Genomic DNA, 25743 nt, shown 5'->3' on the forward strand with positions numbered 1-25743 from the left:
AAACTGGCCTCACCTAAAACGGCACGACCAAGGCATTGATGCCGTCTTCTAATTGAATAGCTTTGAACTTAGGCCCGTTGAATTCGCGGACCGTGGCAAAATCCGCATCCGAAACGAAATCCGGTTGCCAGAACGTTTCCAAATTGTCCGCATAGATGGGACACCAGTAGACTTCTTGCTTTTCTAAATTGATCCGGACAATCGCTGCGTATGGCGGCACGTCGCGCTTCTTAAACTCACCGTTGTTATTAAACACGCCATTACCAATACTGTAGAAAACGGGCGCATCCCCCAAGTAAGTGATGGGTTGCAAGCGATGCGGGCCGTGGCCAATAATCAGGTCCGCACCAGCATCGACTAATCGCCGGGCTGTGGCTCGCTGGGCATCCTTGACCTCGCCATAATCGGTCCCCCAGTGTGCACTGACGATGACCTTGGCTTGCGGATGATCTTGCTTGTAGCGCTGCACATCCGTTATCATCAGGGTGTCCAAGCAGTTGACCCCCGCATGGTCGGCCTTCGCATAAAAATCAAATAGATTATAGGCGGGATTCCGATACCAGTAACCGTTGAACAAGGCAACTTGCTGATCACGATACGTAAACGTCATGAACTTCCGACTTGCCAATCGATTTTCACCCGCACCAATGGTCGCCATTCCTGCCGCATCAAACGCGGCCAAGGTCTGTGTCAACGCCTGCGGGCCATAATCATTGGCGTGGTTATTGCCTAGCATTGCCAGATTAAAGTTGTGTTGCCCAAATTCTGCCAGGGTTGGCGCCGCTCGTGCATCCAAAACAAACGGTTTGACGTTATCCAGGGGACTAGTGCCCGCTGCAAAAACAGCCTCAAAATTTAGGATATTGTACGCGTCCGGCGTAAAGAACTTGCCGATTTTGTCAAACGAATGCCCGTACCCATACTTCTGGAGCGCATCTTGTTGTCCATGCCGTTGGCGCCGGCGACTGTAGTCTTCACCAAAATAGGTATCCGCTAACAGATTGATCACCGGCGTTTGCAGACGAACCGCTGTGGTTGCTGGCTGCTGGCTGAGGCTGGTCTCATGCGTATCCACCCAATCCTCGACCACCGCATCGGCGTATCCCTGATGGGGACTATTAACAACTGCAATAGCCTGCTTCTCCTGGCCATTTTGGGTGAAGTAAAGGCCAGCGTGTTCCCGCCAATCACAGAAAATCGCGCCGACGACTTTTCCCGTCTTAACCAGTTGCGTGCGCTTATGATAAAATTTACCGTTAAACATCACCTGTTGTTCATGCAACAAACTAAACACGCCATTCGGCAGCTGCGTGTAGGCTGCCCCAATGCGCTGCAGATCACTCAGATAAGTCCGTTGGGCCACTTTTCCTGGTCGGCCCGTAATATTGGTCACCGTCATCTCAGAGAGACCCAGTTCCTTTGCCTGTTGTCGTAAATGCTGAACGATCTCTCGCGAATGACGGCCGTACAAATATTCCGCCAAATTCGTCACAACGTCTGGCGCAGACGTGACGATGGCCAAGTTCAAGAGCTCAAGGACCGATATTTTTTGTCCCTTCGTTAGACCAATCTTGCGTTGGCTATGGTCCTTAGGCATCTCATTGGTTATCGCGATTTTGTCCGTCAGTCGTAAGTTTCCGGCCGCAATTTGTTCTAACATCTTAAGAACAATGAGCAAGCGTCCGACGCCATAACGACTATAGGCCTGTGCGTTCGGCTGCCCTGTACTTACCGCAAAGGCACTATCCGCCGCGGCATAATAGGCCAAGTTATCAGTCAGGTTCTGGGCAATCCGGTCAATCGAGCTATTTCGACTATCCCCCTTGATGAAGATCACCAGGTCGCTATCAGCTTCTTTGGCAATCGCTCTGGTCACCTCGTCTGGCGTTGTAAAGTAGCCCGCAAAGCTGGCAAAATCAGCTGCCGGCGTGACCCAGTCCATTTCTGGACCGTACAAATAGTAATCGTCAAACTGCGCTTGATTTAGGAGGTGGACCACTTCGGTATGGGTCTTCACCGAAATGTTTCGGAGATTAATTACCCGGCCCTCAATAAAGACCTTCTTCGTGGACGGATTGGTCTGATAATGCTTGGCATACTTAATAAAGTTCTTAATCGACAGCAATTCTGCGTTATGGGTATCGTCAACGATCGTCACCTGATGGCCATTGGCTTGAAAGCGACTGATGACCCGGGTACTGGTTTGGGCACACTGCTCACTGAACGCTTTCAAAACTGCCGGTGTCATTTTGCCACCCAATAAATGATAAGCCGCCAAGGCCCCAATCATATCGGCGACCATCCCCTCATCCAGACCGGCCGCATCCACCTGGGCTAAGGGCGCACCATGGTAGGTCAAGTGAAGCTGCCCATCGTCTGTCACCGTCCCTTGATAGTCGCTGCCGTCACTAACGCCGTAGGTAACGAGGTTGTCTGTATAGCGATGCACAAATTCAACTGTTTCTGCCAAATTTTTAATCGCCGAATTCACCAAAAATGGTGCGCCAGCACGGAGGCCAGCTCCCATGCGCGTCTTGACTTCCGCAGTCCGGCGGGGATCCCAGCCCTTTTGGCCCGCATCCACCTGGGTCAATACGGCCAGGTCAAAGGGAATCACGGAAGCCACGCCAATTCTCGGCGCATCTGGCTCATTGTACTCAAACGCCATCGCGGCTAATTCCAAAACATTATAGTCGCCCTCCTCGTGATTGAGCGCCTGAATCTTGGCGCTCGTTCGCGAGTTGTTATTGCCGACAGAGCTTGCCGTTGGCCCTAAGTGCGCTAACAGATCAGCAATCAACGTTTTCGTGGTACTTTTACCCACAGAACCCGTTACCCCAACGATTTTCCCCTGATAAGCTGGCACACGCGCACGCAAAATCTTTTCCATGGCCTGATAAGCATCTGTGACCTGAAGCTGGGGCACGTCGCTATCAGTGACGGGGTGCTCCACGATGGCCATTGCCAAATAGGGCGCTAACTTTTTCACTCTAAAATGATTGTCCTGAAACGTATTCCGATAGACCCCGCTATTCTTCGTGCCCTTGCGCCAATTCTCTAAAGACATTGCAAAGAATAAATTATTTTGACCGATATCGCGTTTAATCTCGGACGCATAAAGGCCATAGTGTTGAATTAAGGCCGTGGGTGTCTGAGGTGCCACCACCCATTTACCCCCAACGATTTTCTGAATTTCCTGCATGCTAAGCTCTGCCACAACTGTCCCTCCCAAAAAAACATTTACGTTAAATCAACTGCCACTTAACCCCATATCGATAGGCATATTCGTAGCCGGCGAACCGACCATTGAATAAGGGCTCGAGCAATTGCCAATACTTCTCTTCATGCGTCACTTCCAAAGCCATTTCGATGACCCGCTGTCGTGGGTGCCCCTTTCGGCTGGCAATGGCTTCATCAAAAAACGCGATCATTTTTTCTTGCGGTTGTTTTAGCAAGGACTTGAACGTATCAAATTCTCCTGGCAAGAAGCGCTTAAAGGCATACCCTGTCTGTTCCTCGGCCATCGCGGGAATGGGCAGCTCATTTTCACTTAAATACAAGTAACGTGCCAACGTGTAACAGGCAATCTCGGCATTCATCCGACCGTGACGCACATGAAAGCTGCCAAAGAAATTGTTGATCCGTAAGATCTCAGCCTTCGTGTTCTCATCCACCAGTCCCTGCCGCAGCAGTCGGGTCACCGTTAAGATACTAAAGCGATTGTCCGTTCGCGCGGTACTCATTAAATAGGCCGGTGCGTCCTTGGGGCGGATATCGTGGGCCATCCAGTAGTCATAGAGCACTTGATTAGCACTCGTGCTTTCCTCACATTGGTGCCACAGATCTGCCTGCTCCGCCTCACTGATTCCCGGCAACGCGTATCGTAAGGAGGCCACATAGGGCACGGCCTGTTCGGCCAAAATCGGCCGTTGCACGCGGAGCCAATGATGTGGTGAGAATGCCTGATCACCAGCAAACTGTTTCAGCTCTGAGAGCTCCTCGTTGGTCACCCGATCCAGCACCACCGGCGACAAGTGGCGGAGCGTCGTTAACACCTGCTTAGTTGCTGCCTGCTGCACCACGGGTGGCACTGGTTCGCTGGCCTTTTTCTTCTGCCACCAGTGCTGGGTCGCGCTCGGTTGCTCTACTGGGGCAGTCGGCTGCTGCATGAATTGATCCACGATGGCTTGCGAATTAAACGTGACGCCTAAGGCATCGTGAACCAAGTGTTTCCCCTGACCCGAGTGAAAGAGATCCGCAAACTCAATGGGTGGCGTGATCTTGCCCAATTGGTCGGCATTGCGCAAGCTCCCAATTCGAAAATGACTGGCTAGTACCGCAAAGTAGACGGCATAAAATCGCGTAAAGAACTTCGGAAAAGCCGTTCCCCCATTTTCTGTATAGGTGGCCAGATCCTTTAACAACGGGTAAAAATTGATTACCCGATAGTAATCACGAATGATTGGGTAGTCCCTGATAAACGGGTAAATGAAGAACTGAATGTTGGCCACGATTCCCCGCGTAAACGTCAGGTCAGCAATGTCGAAGTTAATTAATTTCCGAATATCTGGGCTGTATCCCATAAATGCAAAATCAGTAAACTGCAGAATACGGCCCGTCCTGGCTTTAAAGATCGCAATTTGATGGGTAAACACCTGCGGAATTGCCGGTAACTTTTTCGTCGCGACGACCTCGGCCACCAGTGGTAACGGGTCCGCCTCATCCAGCATCTTGACCAATCGCTTCGTTGCGGGCAACGCACGGTCCGTCCGCGTCTTAATCACGATTGCATCAGTCGGAATCAGGTCTAAGGCTGCTTGCATTTGCTTGGCCTGTCGCCAGTAGTTGACTGAATTGGCCTGCATGTTCGCCACCATCTTATCGTTGGTTGGCGACATCACAATGGCTACGTCATTTTGGACCAGCCTGGCCTGTAAATCACCTAGCTGGTCAAATTCATGTTCCCAGGTACTCACAACAATGCCTTGGATACCGCCCCGTTCCCGACAACGCAACAAATAATCCATCATCAAACTAAAATCAACTTGATCCCGAATGGTCCCACAAACCATTGCCCATACAGACCGCATGACAGTCACTCCCTCAAATAATCTTACTCTCGAATTAAAAGCCCATTCGCCACCGCGTAGGTGTAAACGCCTTGCACCAACGTGTCTTTGTCAGTGAACAACGGCTGTAGCAGTTCCCAATACTTTCGCTGACCCGTCAACTCCAGTGCTAGCTCAATTAACCGCCGATGTACGACTGGCTTCTTGATCGCAATCGCGTGGGCAATTTGCCGATCAAATAGCTTTGCTAACTGTTCTGGGCGCTGATAGAGTGCCTTTTTTATTTCGTCACTGACTTGCCCCGTCATATAACGGCGGAAATAATAGTCAACCTGCTTATCTAGTTCCCGGGGAATTTTTTCTCCCTTGGCTTGTAAATACAAGACCCGGTTTAAGACGTAACACGTCACCTGAATGTTTCCCCCGCGATGTTGCCGCTTTAACTTTGCCTGCGTATTATTGACCCGCAAGATTTCAGCCGCATCATTTTCATCCAGATATCCTTGCCGGAGTAACCGCATCATCGTTAAGATGCTCAACGACTCGCCATCCTTGGCACCACTGGCCAGGTAGGCGGCTGAATCTGACGGCAAAATCTGATGAGTGACCCAGAAGTCTAGCAAAACGCGATTCGTTGAACTGGCTTCAGCACACGCCTGCCACAAAGCCACCTGTTCCTGTTGAGAGATTCCCGGGAACTGATAAGCCATCGTCTGCACGTAGCTGCCAGCTTGTACAACCTGGTTGACTTGACCATCTAGAAGCCAAGGTTGGCGCGAGAAATCGGCATTTTTCTGATACGCCGTTAATTCCGCGACCTCAGTCGGCGTTGCTCGCTCAAAAGTTGCTGCGTCTGCATGATGCAGGGTAGCCAACACCGTTTGGGTCGTCTGGTCTAGCTGCCGATAGGATTGCGTTATGAAGGCATCCACAATTTCAGCACTGTTGATCAAGGTCCCCAGATTGGAGCCCCGCAAATGATGATGGTGACTGTCGTGAAAAAAATCCGCAAACGCAATAGGTAAGTCAACTTTGCCCAAGCCCTGAGGCCACAAGCTTCCTAATCGGAAGTGGGTAGCCAATATGCCCAGATAAACGGCGTAAAATCGCTGTAGGAAAGCCGGAAATTGCTTGCCACCAGCAGCTGTGTACCGTTCCAGCTCAGGAATCAGCGCCTCATACTTGATACGGCGCTCATAGTCCGTGATAATTGGGTAATCACGGACAAAGGCAACGATGAAGAACAGCATGTTCGCATTCAAGTACCGAGAAAAATAAAACTCAGCGACTTCGAAATTCAACATCTTCCTGAGGTCTTGGCTGTAGCCCATGAAGGCAAAATCTGTGAATTGGAATACACGATTCGTCCGGGGCCGAAACGCCGCGACCTGGTGCCGAAAGACCGCTGGGAAAGCTGGCAAATCCAACTGCTGCTTGACGGTTTCCACCAAGGGCAATGGATCTTCCGTGGCTAACATCGCCACCAACCGACGCGTCGCGGGCATGGCCCGATCCGTTCGCGTTTTAAGAACGATCGCATCCGCCGGAATAACGTCTAGCGCGCGCTGAAGCTGCGTTGCCTGCCGCCAATAGTTGACCGCGTTGGTTTTAATATTGCCGACGACCCCATCAATGGGCGGCGTTCTAACAACCGTGACATTATTCGTTTTTAACAGTGCCGCAATGGCTGGCACCTTCTCTAATTCACCTTCCCAAGTCGAAAACACAATCCCCTGAATCGTGCCGGCCGCGCGGCAACGTAGCAAGTAGTCCAGCATTAACCGGACATCGAGTTCATCACGAACCGCCCCACAGACTGCAGCCCAAACCTCTGCTTTCATTCAGCCGCCTCCTTAAATACCGCCAACTCTTCCGGTGTTCCCAGAACATGGACGGTGTCAGCGGGAATATCCGTGTACGTGATCTTGGCTTGTTGTTGTAAAAGATAATGGTACATGGGGGCCACATAGATTTCGCCGTAGGCCGCTTGGATTGCCTGGCCATAGTGCTTGTAGATCTCAGCGAAATCACCGAACGTATTGAAATAGTAAAACCCCACGGAGGCATGCGGCGACACCCGCCGCTTCTCCACCACATCGACCACGTCACCGGCCGCATTCAACTGCACGAATGACCAGTGATCACCCGCAGCCGTGAAGGTGGTCAGGCTCCCATCACAGTTAGTGAGATCCGCCTGTCGAATCATGCCTGGTTCAACGAAGGTATCAATGTTGTAGACGGCTAGACTATCCTTCGTATCCAACCGCGGCGCAACCGCCATCACCGTTGACGCCTGGCCCGACGTCACCGTATCCACCTCGACCAATTGATAATGGCGAATACCCGCCTGCGCAATCAACTGGCGCAGCTTATCCTCCTGATACTGGCCATGGCGAACCACAAAGAAAAACTGTTCATTCACAAAATCGCTTAGGGAGCGCATGGCCCATTCGAACAAGGTCTTCCCCCGCACGGTAATCTCGTGTTTCGGGACGGTGACCCCCACTTTTTTGAACCGCGACCCTTGCCCCGCCATCGTAATGACAATTTGCAAGCTTATCCCTCCATTACCTTAGCCATAAATGGCGCAAACTTCGTGACACCAACCGCCAGCATGGCCTTTTGCCGTTCTGGTTTATCCTTATGCAGTGGAATCATGCTCAAGAACAGCAGTGACTCGATCAGTTGAATCTGGTGATATGCCCGCGGATCATCAAGATGTTCTTGCAATTTTTGCTCAAACAACTGACCGATCTCCGCTTCGTTTCCCGTGACGTTCAGGTGGTAATCCAACCGCCCCGTCTGGTCCGCATCCACCGTGAACATGTCTGAAATGATGCAGTCATACTTGCCAGAAAAACTGTGCATCAATTTTGCGTAGTCGTACTTGGCATCCCCGTAAATATCGAATTTGCCAAACTTACCGCGCGGATCAATCAACCGCATGACGTGCTTGGTGTTGTCATACAAAATGTTGGTCATGCAGAAGTCCCCGTGAATCACCGCAAAGGACGCGCCCGTCAGCACGCCACTCTTCGCCAATACATCTGGCAGCGCGGCAATGATCTCGTTGATGCTGGGATAGGTCTCCCCGTTGATGACCAACGGCTTGTCCGCAATCTGAGCGTAAAACGGTGTTTCCTTGATGAGGCGGTGCAGGCGATCGACCGTCTTGTCCAAATACATGTCCGCGACGGTTGCCTGGTATTCCTCCGGCTTTACTTGGACCTGATACTGATTCATCTCAGCCCGTAGGAAGAAGAGCTCATCAATGATTTCACGCCAGAATCCCAGTTCAAAGTTTCCGTATAAAAATAAGTTGTGGAGACTTTCATAAGAGAAATATTCCATTTCAACGAACGGCGCATTGTAGTTCAGGGAATAGTCAAAGATTCGGGGAGCGATGTAGGCCAGCCGCTTGGGCAGTTTCAGATACCACTTAACCTCGCCTAAAAACTTATCGACGTCCGTACTTTCCTTGCGGATGATGCCCCGTTTAAAATCAATCTTGGTCTTGTTAAAGAACCGCGCCTCAACTTGCTTAGCCTCGGCATACTTGTCGCTATGACCGAAGTCGAGCCACTGGTCGATATCCGCCGTGGTCAATGGGTGCTGCTGGTCATAAACACTAAGGTTCTCGTAGAATGACTTGGCCCCTTGCCAGGCTTCGGCCAACGCGTCACCAGCACTGAAATTGAATACCCCCACGGCTGCCAAATACTGGCCTTGGTTTTCGGGAATCGTCTTATCCGTGAAAGTGACGTGGTGCCGCACGTCCAGATTGACGGTCGTCCACCGGCCCGCATCGACTACGGGATGGGTGAACACGGTATCTGGCTGTGACAGCTTGTTGGTCTGAATCAGTGTATCCCCAAAGACGATCGTCAGCTCGGCCAAGTCGGTCTGGTCCTGCAGGCTCGTTAACGCCTGCGCAACGGCCTCGCTTAAGTTCAACCCGCTGGCAACGCGGATTGGGGTAATCGCCAACTTCTTTTGGGCAATATAAGCCGGAATGGAATCGTCACTGGCACTCACGGCCACAAACATTTGATAGCCCAACTTGCCATACTGTTCAACGGTGCGATCAATGATTCGTTGGCCATCCGTCACCGGAATCATGGCTGGATAGATGGTCCCAAAGGTTGCTTGCATGTCGTCTGCCAATTTGGCGGCAGAGAGCATTAAGAGTGTCTTAGTCAATGGACGTCACGCTCCTTTGCCACCAATTCAGCCAGCTCATCCGGCGAGTACTTTAACAGCTCACTCGGCCGAAATGCCCGGTCATCGATGTAGTAGCCGCCATGTCCCGCCCAGGGCTTGCCAAAAATAATTTGGTCATACGGCACCTCGTATTTTGCCAGCCACTCTTTCGTGATGGGCGCCGTGTACTTATTGATCTTGCCGATGTTGCCCTCGTAGGTCCGCATTTGCCGTGACGTGAATAAAATGATTTGATACCCTGCTTGTTGGTACGCCCGCATCTGAGCAATCATGCTGGGTTTGGGGGCAACGTCCAGGTAGGTCTGGTCCGCCGTCTTCAAATCACACAGAGTGCCATCAATGTCGACCACTAAGCTTGTTGTCTTATCCATTGTGAATCCCCCCAAAATTAACCTTCACCTAAACGACGGCTTGGTCCTTCATCAAACTGCCAAAGTAGTCCAATAACGCCTGCCACTTCTCAAAGACCGCATGCTCTGAGTAGCGCTTCGCATTTTCATAGGACGCTGCACTGTAGTCCGCCAGCCGCTGCTGATCACCCAGCAGATCAATCATTGCGTCCGCTAACCCTTGCACATCGCCATCCGTGGTGAGCCGACCACTCACGCCGTCATCGATGATATCGCTGGGCCCATACTTCACATCGTTGGCAACCATGGGCAACCCGTGAGACTGGGCTTCTAGGAGCATCAGTGAGAAGCCTTCCGCACGACTTGGGAGTAGTCCCAATTGGGCTTTGTCGTATACGGCCCCAATATCATGCGTATACCCCTTAAAGCTCACCACGTCGGTCAGTCCAAGATCTGCCACCTGTTGCTTAAATTTGGCACCGATATCACCGTTAGCATAGCCCCACAGCTCTAGGCGGGCGTCCGGGAACTTCTGGTGAACTTGCGCAAACGCCTCGATGGAATGGTTCTGCTGCTTTTCTGGTGCTAACCGGGCCACGTGAACGATCAGGTCCTTTTGCCGCCGCTCGAACGCTTGATGCGGGGCAGCCATCTGGGCATCCGTCACGTACCCCACCGGAATCGTGAACGCCGGAATGTCTTTGCCAAAGCGGTCCTCAATGTCTTGTGACTGTTCTGGCGTGGAGGAAATCACGGCGTCCCACTGGTCCCAATTGGTTAACGCATTTTGATAATTATTGTTCAGCTGTGAATGTAACATGTCCGTGGGATCCGCCACGTGATCGTTGTGGAGGTGAAGTACCCGAAACGCCGCCGTCTTCATGTTGAACAGCGCCCAATCACATTCGACCGTCCGATCACAGATGAAGACGTTTTGCTCATCATTTTGGTTCAGCTCATCATAGAAGAACCGGGTCAGCGCATTCATGCCATTGAAGACCCAGTCTCTCCCCCGGTAGTTCAAGACCCGCCAGCTCACATGTTCCTGGTTAGCGCGGTTCAAGAGATGGCATTTTTCCAGGTGAACCAACCCGTCCGGCCCGTAATACTGTTCTTGAACGATCTTGCCGTCCCAATCAAAGAGCTGCTCCAAACACTTGAAGCCCCGCACATCCCACCAGACCATCTTCAAAGTCCGGCCAGTTACGTCAAAGTATTGAATATTGCTGATTTCTTCTGAATTCGGCCGCAAATAGATAATCATCTGCATCTTACCCTGGGCAAAAATTTGAATTTGATTATCTTTACGTGTCTGGGTCGTATTACTGGGCAGAGAAAATTCGTTTAAGGAAAACCGTTTAGTTGGCACGGTCATGCTGCCACAGAAAAACTGGAATAAGTTGACGAACCCATCGGCTGGAATACCTGCCTGGTCAACGATTTTCGATAATTCCATTGAAAATACTCGCGTCACGATCTTCGCTGGAACGTGATTTTTTTCAAAGAGGTGGAGACGGGCAATTTCCGCATGCTCGATCCCTGACTTTGAATACTGCATATTATCGTTTAAAAAGTAATACATAGCTGCTCCCCCTTCTAGGCCTCCAATAGCCGTTGCCACCGGTTCCAAACTTTCCGCCGGGTCCAACTCTGATGGGCCTCTTCGTAAGCCGCCTGACTCATCTTGGCCAGCTGATCATCATCTGTAAATAACGTTCTGACGCGGTCCGCCATGGCTAACGCGTTGCCGCGGTCGACCAAGTACCCCGTCACCCCATCTTGCACAAATTGTTTCGCACCGTAATTAAACGGATAACTGACCACCGGTAGCCCATGGGCCATGGCCTCTTGCATTGCCAACGGCGCGCCATCGGCAAAGGACATGTTCACGAGCACTTGATAATGGTCGTACTGTTGTAAGACCTGTGGATCATAATCCTTGAAGGTCACGCTGGTCGCGAGATTGAGCTCTGATACCACGTCTGCCATCGCTTTCATGTACGCTGGACTGCCGTAACCAAACAGATCAAACGTCGCATCTGGCACTTGATCCTTGACCAACGCAAACATCCGCAAGAGCTGCTCAATCTGCTTATCCGCCGCAAGCCGACCAACGTACAGGAGACTGTGTGGCCGCCGAGTCGCTTGGTTGGGACTCACAGCATCCTCCTTGGCTTTCGGCAGCGTCGCAACTGCGGAAATCGCCGTAAACTTGGCCTGCGCGTATCGTTGCCGAAGATGTTCCGCTTGTTGTTCAGTGGCGGTAATGAACCCATCGAAATGATTAAAGTGCGCAAATGCTGGCTCGAGGAAACCATCCACCTTGCCATGGATAGGATCATTCGGATCCACGGCGTGATTGATGGGAATGTACACATATTTCCGTGAATTATCGTTTAGCGCCAGTAACGGTTTGACCCCAGTTCCTGGACGATCAGCAATAAAGGTCGTCACTGCCGTATCCTGATTGCTGAGCTCGGTCAAGAAGAAGATAAATAAGTCGTCAGTATTTTGAAAGAACCGGTCGCCCTTCCCCTGATAGTCCTTCAGGATAATCCGTGAGGCCAACGGGTTGCCGTTCGTATCCGGAACGAAAAATTCTTCCAACGCCGTTTTTCCCGTCGGTGTGTAGAACCGCTGGAGAATCAGCTTGCCGTTTTGGCCAAAGTACTGGGTTGCGGACTTGAATCCCCGCCAATCCCACAGGTTCGTTTCAATCAGGTTCTCCTGCGCATCGACAAATTCTTGATAAAAGACGCGGCCAATCGTCCCGGGAATAAACCCGACCTTGCTGGTACGCACGTCCCCATCAAAGACCTGGCTGTAGTTGGCCCCGACCGTTACTTCCGATTCTAGTGGCAGATGCAAATCATCCGTGTGCATCACGCGCGTCGGTTGAACCGCCTCTGCTTCTTGAAAGAAATCAAACATGTTAACGATTTCATTATCGGTCAATTCAAATTTACCAATCGTCTGGTGAAGCAAGCGGTCATAGGTCTTGGTCACGATCTTTGCCGGTCGCTTGTAATGATTAAACAGCTTGACCCGGTTCATAGCCGTGTGCTCCACGCTGGAATTCTTTTGTAAGATATATTCGTTAATAAAATAAAACATATTGCCACTCCTATCTTGAACGGCTGGAAGTTATTCCTCCCAAGGATACTTACCATCTTTATTTTTTTTAGTTCGTTTCATCATTTCTTTTGTCCGGTCATCCATGCGCTTGCGGGTCTTCTTGCGATTACGCCAACGAACAAATAAGGCCAACCCACCCACGACAACGTAAATCGACATCCGAATGAAAAACTGGACTTTCTTATAAGCAAAAATCGTGGTCAACGCTATCACACTATTTGCCCCCTTTAGTACGCGTAATTGTAGTAATTGATCAGGCCGGATAAGAAGTGCTCACAGTCATCAATTCGTGTTCGAAAATGATCATGCCGTGCAAAGAAGCCACCGACAAATTTAGATGGTGCGTAAAAGTACATGGCCAACTCCGGTTGAAATGCCCCGGTAGCTAGCTCGTGTTCCGCACGTTGCCGCCAAACGCGGCGCAAGCGAATCACATCATCGTCGTTCATCAGGTCATCATTGCCGGTCTCCCTGATGATATCCGTCATCTTCACGGCGGCGTCCAGTAACTCTAAGAGCGTTGGGTAAGCCGTATCACGCTGTTCAATAAAGTCTAGATGGCTGAACACATTCTTTAAGCCCAACCGCATCAATTCGCGATTATCTGGTGTAAACTGGAGCGCTTCATTCACGGCGTATGAGATCCAGTGATCATGGTATTTGCCATAGTCGTTGGCAATCATGAAGTCCAATGATGTTTGTACCATGGCTAACACGGCTTGCTCGTGTGTCATTTCGTACAGCCGCGCCAACGCAAAGGTAATCTCGCCTTCATAGTAGATGATGCGAAAGGCATCTTTGACGGTCAAATCTGGGTTGAGCACGTGATTGAAACGACCCGACGCCTGTTGAAACGCCACGACGCCCCGAAAGGCTTGCATGGCCGCTGCCGCAAAGGTCTCGTCATGCGTGACTTCTTGGTACTTGCACAGTGCCAAAATCAGCATGGCCTGGGCCCCCAGCTTCAATTCGGGAGTGCCCTTCTTGGGCCGTTCAACGACGAACAAGGCATCAGCCACCGTCTGCGTCCGTTCCTCGAGTCCCCATTGAATCGCCTGCTTCACCTGAGCCAAATCTTCCTTGCGCCCGGTAAAGTCGATGGCCTCCAGTAAAGCATAGATTGATGAGAAGTGGCGCACACTGTTATAGTTGCTCAACACACGCTGACGGGCCGGATAGTACCCGTAAACAAATTGCCCGTTGGCCTTGATCTGACGCGCCAGAAATTGTTCGCCGAGTCCCAAGTAATTCTGGAACTCCGATTTAAAATTAACCAGTTGGCGAATGCCCTTTTCCGGTGACTCGGTATCATTCAGCCGCCAGATTTGATCACCATCGGTAAAAATCCCGGTGGTCGTGAACACCCAGACATCTTTAGCGGCAGCCAGGTCAAGCGAATCCTGTCCTTCCCGATGCCGCAAGTAGGTTGTGATGTGGTCAAAATCAAGCCAAGAAGCCGACTTATTTTTCCCGATGCGGTGGCCCTCTCCAGGTTTAATGAATGCATGACCATTGAGTTCCATCTCTAATAGAGCTGTTTTAAATTTAGGGTCAAAACTAATCCCTCGACGCCAATAATTCATGCGATCCATATTACGCAATTCCGCTTCAACGCTGGCCAGAGTCCTTTTCTGAATCGACTGAACCACTTCGATTCGCACCCAAGCATCCCCTGCCACGCTAGCTAACTCGTCCGCAACTTGATCCCAAGCCTGGCGAAACGTCATGGCCTGGATAAAGTTCACGGTCGCACGTTTGGTATGGTTGGAAATAGAGACGGCTAAAGTTGTTGCCCCCGTAACCCAATCTTCAGTACGACCCAAGTCCAGGATACCCGTTTTCAATTGTTTAATGACTGATTTTTTCATTCTCGATGACAGCCCCCATTCACGGCATTTTTCACTTAAAAAGTATTACGTCGTCGACTCATACTTTCGGTTAAAATGCAAGACATCTTGCGTCATTCTTTTTAATTTGGTTTAATCTTTGCACATGTTTATAATAGCATAAATTCACCGTACGTACTATCGTTTTTAGACCTTTTTTCTGAAAACTTTCCAGAAGTGGGTTTGTTTGCTTTTTGGTTATCGACGCGTTGACTATAACGCCGACAATACACGACTTTTCACCGATATTGCGGACGAATTAGCGACGTAAGATTATGAACTTTGCTAACTAACCTCCACTGAGATCACGCAATTTAATCATACCGGTATTTCCCTTCATTTTTCCTTAAAATACCACACTTTTTATTTTATGTGAGGATTAGTCCAAGCAAAAAAGCCTACCGACTTTTTCAGTCAGTAGACTTTTCTGATTTGCTAACTTCTATTCTTACTTGAACACTTTATTTGTACTCATCGTCATTCTTCCGTCGCTTACCGAAGAACCACCATGAGCCGCCACTAACTGCGGCAATCGCAGCAACGATTGCTCCCCAGAGAGTCGCATGAGAACTGTCTTGTGACTTGTCATTAGCTGTATTCGAGATGCCATCATTTCCTGAATCGGCCGCCGATCCATTGTGAGGAGTCTCTTTGCTAGAAGACTTGTCACTAGCGTTCTTGTCGCTAGTATTCTTATCGCCGTTCCCGGATACATCACTCTCAGTTGGTGTCCCAGAATCAGCTGCTAAGTCAACAGTTGGTTCGCCAGTAGTCGCATTTGGCGTGTATGCCAACGTGCTTGCTGTTGCAGGCGCTGTACGCGTACCAGTTGCCGCTGCCGTGCCAGTTGTGATACCAGAATTAACATTTGAGCCGGTACCTGTACCTGAGCCAGTGTTCGCCCCGGAACCAGAACCCGAGCCAGTGTTTGATCCTGAACCGGAACCGGAACCGGAACCGGAACCAGTACCGGAACCAGATCCTGAACCAGTGCCTGATCCATTGCCAGTGTTGCCAGTGTCACCATTATCTCCAGTTTCAGAATCTCCGTCAGAACCTGAACCATTATCTGAGTCGGAGCCACTGTCGGTGTCTGAGTCGCTGTCGGAATCGGTGTCACTGTCGGTGTCCGAATCGCTGTCGGAATCGGTGTCACTGTCGGTGTCCGAATCGCTATCGGAATCGGAGTCACTATCTGAGTCTGAATCACTATCAGAATCGGAATCACTGTCGGCGTCCGAATCGCTATCGGAATCGGAGTCACTATCTGAATCCGAATCACTATCGGAATCCGAATCACTGTCAGAATCGGAGTCGCTGTCGGCGTCTGAGTCGCTATCTGAATCCGAATCACTGTCGGAATCAGAGTCGCTATCGGAATCGGAGTCACTGTCGGCGTCTGAGTCACTATCTGAATCGGAATCACTGTCCGAATCTGAATCACTATCCGAGTCTGAGTCACTATCGGAATCCGAGTCGCTGTCAGAATCGGAGTCGCTGTCGGAGTCGGAATCACTGTCGGAGTCTGAGTCACTATCTGAATCCGAATCACTGTCGGAGTCTGAGTCGCTATCGGAATCCGAATCACTGTCAGAATCAGAGTCGCTATCGCTGTCCGAGTCGCTATCTGAATCCGAATCACTGTCGGAATCAGAGTCGCTATCTGAATCGGAGTCACTGTCGGCGTCTGAGTCACTATCTGAATCGGAATCACTGTCCGAATCTGAGTCACTGTCGCTGTCTGAATCGCTATCTGAGTCTGAGTCACTGTCCGTGTCTGAATCGCTATCTGAGTCTGAGTCACTGTCCGTGTCTGAATCACTATCTGAGTCCGAGTCGCTGTCCGAGTCTGAATCACTATCGGAATCGGAATCGCTATCTGAGTCGGAGTCGCTGTCCGAATCGGAATCACTGTCGGAGTCGGAGTCACTATCGGAATCCGAGTCGCTATCTGAATCGGAATCACTGTCTGAATCGGAGTCACTATCCGAATCCGAATCGCTATCGGAATCGCTATCAGAATCGGAGTCGCTGTCGGAGTCGGAGTCACTATCCGAATCTGAGTCGCTGTCCGAGTCCGAATCGCTATCGGAGTCCGAATCGCTGTCTGAATCGCTGTCGCTATCGGAATCAGAATCACTATCGGAATCGCTATCCGAGTCGCTGTCAGAATCAGAGTCACTGTCGGAGTCGGTGTCGCTATCCGAGTCCGAATCGCTGTCGGAATCGGAGTCACTATCTGAATCTGAGTCGTTATCCGAATCCGAATCACTGTCTGAATCCGAATCGCTGTCAGAGTCAGAGTCGCTATCCGAATCAGAGTCACTGTCCGAGTCTGAATCGCTGTCAGAATCTGAGTCACTGTCCGAGTCTGAATCGCTGTCAGAATCAGAGTCGCTGTCGGAGTCGGAATCACTATCTGAGTCGGAATCACTGTCTGAATCCGAATCGCTGTCAGAGTCAGCGTCGCTGTCAGAATCAGAGTCACTGTCGGAGTCGGAATCACTATCTGAGTCGGAGTCACTGTCCGAGTCAGAATCACTGTCGGAATCAGAATCACTGTCCGAGTCGGAGTCGCTGTCAGAATCAGAGTCGCTATCCGAATCAGAATCACTATCGGAATCGCTATCAGAATCGGAGTCGCTGTCTGAGTCGGAGTCGGAGTCGCTATCCGAATCGGAATCACTGTCGGAGTCGCTGTCAGAATCAGAGTCGCTATCCGAATCGGAGTCACTGTCGGAGTCGGAATCACTGTCGGTGTCTGAATCTGAGTCACTGTCTGAATCTGAGTCGCTGTCTGAGTCTGAGTCGCTATCCGAATCAGAGTCCGAATCACTGTCTGAATCTGAGTCGCTGTCTGAGTCTGAATCACTATCGGAATCTGAATCGCTGTCCGAATCGGAATCGCTATCCGAATCAGAGTCACTATCTGAGTCCGAATCACTGTCCGAGTCGGAATCACTATCGGAATCGGAATCACTGTCGGAGTCTGAGTCGCTATCAGAATCTGAATCGCTATCTGAATCTGAGTCACTGTCGGAGTCCGAATCACTGTCGGAATCTGAGTCGCTATCTGAGTCCGAATCACTATCTGAGTCTGAATCACTGTCGGAGTCTGAGTCGCTATCTGAGTCCGAATCACTGTCAGAATCGGAGTCACTGTCCGAGTCGGAATCGCTGTCAGAATCCGAGTCGCTGTCGGAGTCCGAATCACTATCAGAATCGGAATCGCTATCGGAATCTGAGTCACTGTCAGAATCGGAATCGCTATCTGAGTCGCTGTCTGAGTCCGAGTCGCTATCGGTGTCCGAATCACTGTCTGAGTCTGAATCACTGTCGGAATCGGAATCGCTATCAGAATCTGAGTCACTGTCAGAATCGGAATCGCTATCTGAGTCGCTGTCTGAGTCCGAGTCGCTATCGGTGTCCGAATCACTGTCTGAGTCTGAATCGCTGTCAGAATCGGAATCGCTATCTGAGTCGCTGTCTGAGTCCGAGTCGCTATCAGTGTCCGAATCACTGTCTGAGTCTGAATCGCTGTCAGAATCGGAATCGCTATCTGAATCGGAATCGCTATCAGAATCTGAGTCACTGTCAGAATCGGAATCGCTATCTGAGTCCGAGTCGCTATCGGTGTCCGAATCACTGTCTGAGTCTGAATCGCTATCTGAATCGGAATCACTATCTGAATCTGAGTCGCTGTCGGAATCGGAGTCGCTGTCGGAGTCAGAATCGCTATCTGAGTCCGAATCACTGTCCGAGTCCGAATCACTGTCGGAATCAGAATCACTATCCGAGTCTGAGTCACTGTCAGAATCAGAGTCGCTGTCGGAGTCTGAATCACTATCTGAGTCGGAGTCACTGTCCGAGTCTGAATCACTGTCGGAATCTGAATCACTGTCCGAGTCGGAGTCGGAGTCGCTATCCGAGTCGGAATCACTGTCGGAATCTGAATCACTGTCCGAGTCGGAGTCGCTGTCAGAATCAGAGTCGCTATCCGAATCGGAGTCACTGTCTGAGTCGGAATCACTGTCGGTGTCTGAATCTGAGTCACTGTCTGAATCTGAGTCGCTGTCGGAGTCTGAGTCGCTATCCGAATCAGAGTCCGAATCACTGTCTGAATCTGAGTCGCTGTCTGAGTCTGAATCACTATCGGAATCTGAATCGCTGTCCGAATCGGAATCGCTATCCGAATCAGAGTCACTATCTGAGTCCGAATCACTGTCCGAGTCGGAATCACTATCGGAATCGGAATCACTGTCGGAGTCTGAGTCGCTGTCCGAGTCAGAGTCGCTATCAGAATCAGAGTCACTGTCGGTGTCCGAATCACTATCGGAATCAGAATCACTATCTGAGTCACTGTCGGTGTCCGAATCACTATCGGAATCAGAATCACTATCTGAGTCCGAATCACTGTCGGAATCGGAGTCGCTATCAGAATCTGAATCACTGTCGGAATCTGAGTCACTATCCGAGTCGGAGTCGCTATCAGAATCGCTATCTGAGTCGGAGTCACTGTCTGAGTCCGAGTCACTGTCGGTGTCGGAATCGCTATCTGAATCTGAGTCACTGTCGGAGTCCGAATCACTGTCGGAGTCCGAATCACTATCAGAATCGGAATCACTGTCGGAATCTGAGTCGCTGTCAGAATCTGAGTCACTATCGGAATCGGAATCGCTGTCAGAATCTGAGTCACTGTCGGAATCGGAATCACTATCCGTGTCTGAATCGCTATCCGAGTCTGAGTCACTATCGGAATCTGAATCACTATCGGAATCGGAATCGCTATCACTGTCGGAATCTGAATCACTATCTGAGTCCGAATCACTATCTGAGTCCGAATCACTGTCGGAATCGGAATCGCTATCTGAGTCGGAGTCACTATCGGAATCCGAGTCGCTGTCTGAGTCTGAATCGCTATCGGTGTCCGAATCACTATCTGAGTCCGAGTCGCTGTCGGAATCGGAGTCACTATCCGAGTCTGAGTCACTATCGGAATCCGAGTCGCTGTCCGAGTCTGAGTCACTATCGGAATCTGAGTCACTGTCGGAATCGGAGTCGCTGTCTGAGTCAGAATCGCTATCAGTGTCCGAATCACTGTCTGAGTCGGAGTCGCTATCTGAATCAGAGTCACTATCGGAATCAGAATCACTATCTGAGTCCGAGTCGCTATCTGAATCGGAATCGCTATCTGAATCGGAATCACTGTCTGAGTCGGAGTCGCTATCTGAATCAGAGTCACTATCGGAATCCGAATCACTATCTGAGTCCGAGTCGCTGTCCGAGTCCGAATCACTATCTGAGTCCGAATCACTGTCCGAGTCTGAGTCGCTGTCCGAGTCCGAATCACTGTCGGAATCAGAATCACTGTCCGAGTCGGAGTCACTGTCGGAGTCCGAATCACTATCTGAGTCCGAATCACTGTCCGAGTCTGAGTCACTATCGGAATCTGAGTCGCTATCTGAATCGGAGTCACTATCGGAATCGGAATCGCTGTCAGAATCTGAGTCGCTGTCAGAATCTGAGTCGCTGTCAGAATCTGAGTCGCTATCCGAATCTGAGTCACTATCGGAGTCGGAATCACTGTCCGAGTCGGAATCGCTATCTGAGTCGGAATCACTGTCCGAGTCTGAGTCACTATCCGAATCACTGTCACTGTCCGAGTCGGAGTCGCTATCTGAATCCGAGTCGCTGTCAGAATCTGAATCGCTATCTGAATCCGAGTCGCTATCTGAGTCAGAATCACTGTCCGAATCGGAATCACTATCGGTGTCCGAATCACTGTCGGAATCAGAATCACTATCGGAGTCGGAATCACTGTCTGAATCAGAATCACTATCTGAATCGGAATCACTGTCGGAATCTGAGTCGCTGTCCGAGTCTGAGTCGCTATCCGAATCTGAATCACTGTCGGAGTCCGAATCACTGTCTGAATCAGACTCACTATCACTGTCGCTATCAGAATCAGTATCAGCTAAAATCGCCATGTTAGCATATGACTTTGCGTCGGCAGCGGCACTGGAAGCCTGATCCTTCGCCTCTTGTGCTGCAGAAGCTGCTTGTGATGCCTGGCTTGCATAGCTTTGCGCCGCTGAGTTATCTGCTCCCGCTTCAGCCGAAGAAGCTGCAGCATATGCTGAGTTAGCGGCATCGGCAGCCGATTGTGCAGCGGAGGCTGCTGAAGTAGCTGTTGATGCTGCAGTCGATGCCTGTCCAGCATACGAACTTGCATCTGATCCCTTACTTGCATATTGCGAAGCCACATCGCTATAGTCGTTTGCGACGCTAGCGTAATCTGACGCCGTGCTAGCAGCATCTGTTGCCAGACTAGCTGATGACGATGCTCCGGCTGTTTGCGTGGCATTAACCGTTAAATAGCCTTGACCAAGAGATACTGAAGCCGTCCCACTCTTGACAACTAACGTATAATAACCCGCTTGTGCTGCCGTAACATTATCTAACTGCAAGTTTGCACTTGTTTGTCCATCAATAGCAGTCCCCTGAGTACCGGCAACTGATGAATAATACCACTGATAGGACACACTAGTTGAACCCGAACCTGTTGAGTTTGTTGCTGGTATCCAGGTTAGAGAGTCCCCTGCACTAACTGTTTGATCAACTAACCCACTTCCGATGGTCACCGTCTTAGAAGCAGAATAGGTCGTTCCATCAGAGTTGGTGATAGTTGCCGTAACAACAACCGTTCCGGTCGAACTGGAATTTACTGGCGTCACGGTCCCATCTTGATCAATTGTTGCGATGCTGGAATCACTGATTGACCAAACGATGTTACCCGTAGCATTTCCTGGATTTGTCGTCGCTTTATAAGAGCCACTATTTGCCGTTGAGGAATTATTCAAAATGTAATCATCGCCAGTAATCGAGATCCCAGTTGCTGGAATTTCATTACTATAAACGTCAACTTCGGCCAAGTTACTGGAATATGCGAACACGTTGGTCCCAATAAATTGGTTCCGGGATTGAAAGACAATTGTCCCTGTAAAATCAGAACTGGTCGTGAATTGCAACGTGCTTGATGAAGTTGCTGCTCCACTCAGCCAATTCGTATTATTGACAATTTTGTAAGTCCCAATTGTTGTGCCATCAGTGTCTGTCAACGTTCCTGAAGAGGCAGCCGTACCAACCTTCATCCAAGAGCCATTGACTTGCGCATACCATGTTGCCGAATTGGAAACGTTTATCGCTACTAGCCCTGTCTTAGCTGTTGCGGTGAGCGTGACCGTATCACCTGACATTGTTGAAGTCAAAGCCGTTGGCTGTTGCGTGAAGCCATTCGTCATTGTAATGCCCCACAATACCCAAGCATCACCGGTTGGAGAAGAATATCCGGTACTAATATCATTTGAGTATTGAATTGCATAACTAGCTGCCTCACTAGCAGCCGTTGCTGCTGTCGTGGCGTTCACCGCCATCTCAGCAGCGGTTGCAAGCTCATCATCAGCTGCCGTTGAATATTCACTCGCCGTGGCAAAGTTTCCAGCGGCCACAGCAGCAGATGCCAATGCCATATAGCTATTGGCGTCAGACGTCGCAGCATCAGCTGTCGCAGCAGCGTACTGTGCATCCTGAGCGTAACTCGCTGCTGCAGCAGTATATGAACTACCCAAACTAGTGTTGGTCTTTATTGCTGAAACCAATGAATTTGCAACCGAACTTGCTGCCTGTGCAGTGGAAGCAGCAGCTGAATCAATCGCTGCTGTCGAAGCGGCAGTCACACTCACGGCAGATGACTGACCATCAACAATAATTTTTGTTGCCAAGCTAGCGGAACTTGCCGCGGAACTTGCTGCTTCAGTTGCCCAGCTAAGATAAGTTGCCGCATCGGCTGCCGCCTGCGAAGCATTGTTTAAATCGCCATCGTCTGCATATGAAGCAGCTAAATCAGCCGTTGAAACTGCTAAACTGGCATTCTCTGATGCCGCTGAGTTAGCCGTAATCGCAGCCGCATTAGCCGCCGAAGCAGCGTCTTGGTAGGTTGGATCTGAAGCAAACGCATTCGCTGCATCCGCCGCATTTGAATTCGCAATCTCAGCTTGAACGACAGCTGTACTAGCGGCTGAAGAAGCGGCCGCAGCGTAACTTGATGCCAAGTAAGCCGCTGCTGAGGATTGGGTTTGCGCCGCATTGTAGGTCAGCGCAACGTATGATGAAGCCAACGTCGCTGCTGAACTCGCTTGCAACGCGTACGAATTAGCCTCTTTCTGGGCAACGATTGCTGCTGACGCATTTGCAGAAGCCGCTTCATAGTCATGACCCGCTTCATTTGAGGCCGCTAACGTGCTGGCAGCATTTGCCGCACTGGCTGCTTGTGAAGCTAAGGCAGCGTATGACGACGTATCTGCTGTTTGTTTGGCTGCTGATGAAGCGTACGACTTAATCGTCACGGAAGCGTTCAAGTCAGTCGTCGCGCCCAATTCGGTATAAGCCGAGGTTGCGCTACTTGCCATGGATGATGCTAGCGCTGCCGCCGAATTTGCTGCATTGGCGGCATCAGCGGCTTGGTTCGTGTAGTTACCCTTTTCATCTGAAACAACGACAGTGATGACATTAGAGTTTGTCGAGAAGGTCGCTGAATGACTAGATGTGATTCCCCAGCTGGCCTTCTTGGTACCACTTACGTTCAAGTAGTAATAGTAAGTCCCTGCTGCACTGTACGTTGGTAAATACGTTCCAGTCTGCGAAGTAGACGAGGCTGATGACGCTACAGTCCACGTTTTGGCATCAGTTGAGACGTACCACGTATAGGTTCCTTCAGTAAGCGAGTTGTACGAATGATAACTCGTTCCTAGGATTGAACTTGTTGCATATGACCCTAAGTCCATGGTATTCGTCAATGTCACACCACCATCAACCGTCACAGCAGTTGTTGATGATGTAATGGTTGTGGTCGTTGCCGCCATCTCACCTGTATCTTCATCAGTGTTTGCTGGCACATTCTCCGCATCCGTGTCATAAGCAGCGGCTAGCGAAGCGGCACTTGAGGCCCCTTGCAAGGAGATTGCTGCTTCAGACGCTGCTGAACTGGCAACACGCGCTAGTGAAGCGGCATCGGCGGCGCTAGTTGCTGCAGTAGCTGCTGCCGCTGCAGAACTAGCTAAGGTTGCCGATGAATTCACTTGATTGGCAAATGACGATGCGTTGGTTGCGTAGGCAGAGGCCTGATCCCCTTTGTAGGTTCCCGCTTCAACGGCCATTGAGCTCGCCGCACTGGCATACCCCGCAGCAACCAGTGCACTTGAAGACGCCTTAGTGGCAGAATCTTCTACTGCAATCGCCGTCGCTTTCGTCGCTGCTGATTCTGCGGTAGATTGTGCGGTGCTAGCGGCGTCATAGGCATCCGCACTTTGACTCGCTAATTTCGTCGCCGCTACCAGAGCCGTGCTGGCTGTTTCGTAATCATAGTTTGTGGCAGCCGTGCTAGCCAACACGTACTGTGCTTGCGCAGCGCTCGCTAACGTGTTAGCCAACGTCGAAGCATCTGCCGCGTCGCCAGCCGCACTGTTCGCCGTTGAGTAAGCAGCAACCGCTTCGGTATTGTTCGTGTCATACTGCGTTGCGTTATAAGCGCTACTTGCGGCCGCAGAGGCGGATGACGCTGCGTTGCTGGCTGAAGTTGCGGCCGAGAACGTGGCGCTATTCACGCTACTTACTAGGTCTGCCAATCCAGCAGCCGCAGCCGATCTCGCAGCAGTTGCGGCACTCGACGTTTGATCAGCATACTTAGAGGTTGCGGCAACATATGACATCGCTGCCGTGGAAGCTTCCCCGTATTTTTGTGCCAGAGACGTTACTCCGCTACCACTTGTGGTATCCATTGCGTCTAAGTACATGTTAGCCAGGCTATTGTAGTGGACCGCTAAATCTGCAGCAGTCACAGCGGCTGAATAGGTACTTTGCGCCGCACTGTTTGCCGTCTGCGTATCCAGTGTATCCACTAGACTTGCATAGCTCGATGCAGCGGTTGCGTAAGATGATGCCGCAGTCGCAGAACTCGTGGCCGCGCTGGCAGCTGAACTATCAATGACGGACGCCGTTGAAGACGCTGCGCTGTTGGAAGACGTCGTTAACGATGCGCTCGTAGCGGCTGGCGTCACGATTGTCTTCTTGGTGGTCGCCACCTTGGTAACTGTCTTCGTTACATTAGAAGTCAGCGTTGTATCAGTTGAAATGGTTGCGGCCGCACTGGCAGCCACACGCGCTGCATCAGTCGTCGACGTAACATTGCTGGCACTCGTCGCTGCTGCACTGGTTACCGTGGCACTGGTGCTGCTGGTACTAGTTGATGATGAGGCAGCTGAACTGCTAGTGCCCGAAACTGAAGTAGATTCAGCGACTACCTTATTAGTAGTGGTTGCGGTACTCGCCGAACTACTAGCACTGGAGCTGGCCGCCGATGAACTGGCGACACTCGCACTAGACGAGCCGACACTTGAAGCACTACTGGTTGAACTTTCTAAAACCTGTGAGTCTGCGCTAGATCCGATTGCACTAGCCGCAGACGACGTTGTGGTGGTACTGCTGGTTGTCGTATCTACTTGATTAGTCGTATCCGCATGAGCAGATAACGTGCCAGCACCTAAAAGCGAGAAGGATGCCAATGCAGCGAAAACCCAAGTCTTCCCTACCTTGTACATTTTGTATCGCAATTTAGGGTCACCATTAAAAGCTTTATTCCGCATGAATTTCACTTTTAATCGTCCTCCTTAAGTAATATCTGTGATAGTTGATTAACAATCACGACTCCCAAACCGATTAAATTGACTAAACAATTAGTAATTTTACTTAGAGCGGCCTATACATATTTTCTTAGTAAAAGAGCATCCCCTATAAACCAGTTCTCTAACAATGGTTATTCTATCACAGATTAAACATGCGCACTGTTTTAAAGATAAATTTATGACCGGTATGGACAGAAACTAAATTTATTCGGCTCTAATGTTAACTGATTCACATATGATTGTCATTTTAATTTCACTGACAACCCCCATTCACTAAAAATGATGGCAATCACTATTTGCCTGCTTGCATCAGTTTAGGAACGCTTTTATATCAGGACTTGTT

11 protein-coding genes are annotated in these 25743 nt (G+C 50.4%); all 11 read right to left on the minus strand.

The features are described from left to right. Positions 1-13: 13 nt before the first annotated feature. Positions 14-3217: a CapA family protein gene (locus tag NGM66_RS02080; protein ID WP_208909364.1), complete on the minus strand. Its 3204-nt coding sequence runs from the start codon at positions 3215-3217 to the stop codon at positions 14-16. A gap of 28 nt (positions 3218-3245) precedes the next feature. After that, on the minus strand, positions 3246-5090 hold the full coding sequence (locus NGM66_RS02085; RefSeq protein ID WP_208909363.1) for a hypothetical protein: 1845 nt from the start codon (positions 5088-5090) through the stop codon (positions 3246-3248). A 23-nt stretch (positions 5091-5113) separates the two neighbouring features. After that, positions 5114-6910, minus strand: a complete 1797-nt coding sequence (locus tag NGM66_RS02090) for a hypothetical protein (RefSeq protein WP_208909362.1) — start codon at positions 6908-6910, stop codon at positions 5114-5116. Then, entirely contained in the window at positions 6907-7623 is a 717-nt protein-coding gene (locus tag NGM66_RS02095; protein WP_208909361.1) for a glycosyltransferase family 2 protein, read from the minus strand. Before NGM66_RS02095 ends, NGM66_RS02090 begins: the two co-directional genes overlap by 4 nt. 2 nt (positions 7624-7625) lie before the next feature. After that, complete coding sequence (locus NGM66_RS02100; protein ID WP_208909360.1) at positions 7626-9269, minus strand: aminoglycoside phosphotransferase family protein; 1644 nt, start codon at positions 9267-9269, stop codon at positions 7626-7628. Then, a complete protein-coding gene (locus NGM66_RS02105) occupies positions 9266-9661 on the minus strand; it encodes an HAD family hydrolase (protein WP_208909359.1) in 396 nt (131 codons plus the stop codon). The genes NGM66_RS02100 and NGM66_RS02105 overlap by 4 nt, the downstream gene beginning before the upstream one ends. A 28-nt stretch (positions 9662-9689) precedes the next feature. Beyond that, positions 9690-11222: a glycosyltransferase family 4 protein gene (locus NGM66_RS02110; RefSeq protein WP_208909358.1), complete on the minus strand. Its 1533-nt coding sequence runs from the start codon at positions 11220-11222 to the stop codon at positions 9690-9692. 14 nt (positions 11223-11236) lie between these two features. Further along, a complete protein-coding gene (gene asp1, locus NGM66_RS02115) occupies positions 11237-12754 on the minus strand; it encodes an accessory Sec system glycosyltransferase Asp1 (protein WP_208909357.1) in 1518 nt (505 codons plus the stop codon). Positions 12755-12784: 30 nt separating this feature from the next. Then, the gene (locus NGM66_RS02120; protein ID WP_208909356.1) at positions 12785-12988 is read right to left on the minus strand and encodes a hypothetical protein; all 204 of its coding nucleotides are present in this window, start codon (positions 12986-12988) and stop codon (positions 12785-12787) included. 14 nt (positions 12989-13002) lie between these two features. Next, positions 13003-14643 (minus strand): YyaL domain-containing protein, encoded by a 1641-nt coding sequence (locus NGM66_RS02125; RefSeq protein WP_208909355.1) that lies wholly within the window; start codon positions 14641-14643, stop codon positions 13003-13005. A 479-nt stretch (positions 14644-15122) separates the two neighbouring features. After that, complete coding sequence (locus NGM66_RS02130; RefSeq protein ID WP_308706654.1) at positions 15123-25361, minus strand: KxYKxGKxW signal peptide domain-containing protein; 10239 nt, start codon at positions 25359-25361, stop codon at positions 15123-15125. Between the last annotated feature and the right edge of the window lie 382 nt (positions 25362-25743).

It is taken from the genome of Levilactobacillus yiduensis (assembly GCF_024718525.1).
In the GTDB taxonomy this organism is placed as follows: domain Bacteria; phylum Bacillota; class Bacilli; order Lactobacillales; family Lactobacillaceae; genus Levilactobacillus; species Levilactobacillus yiduensis.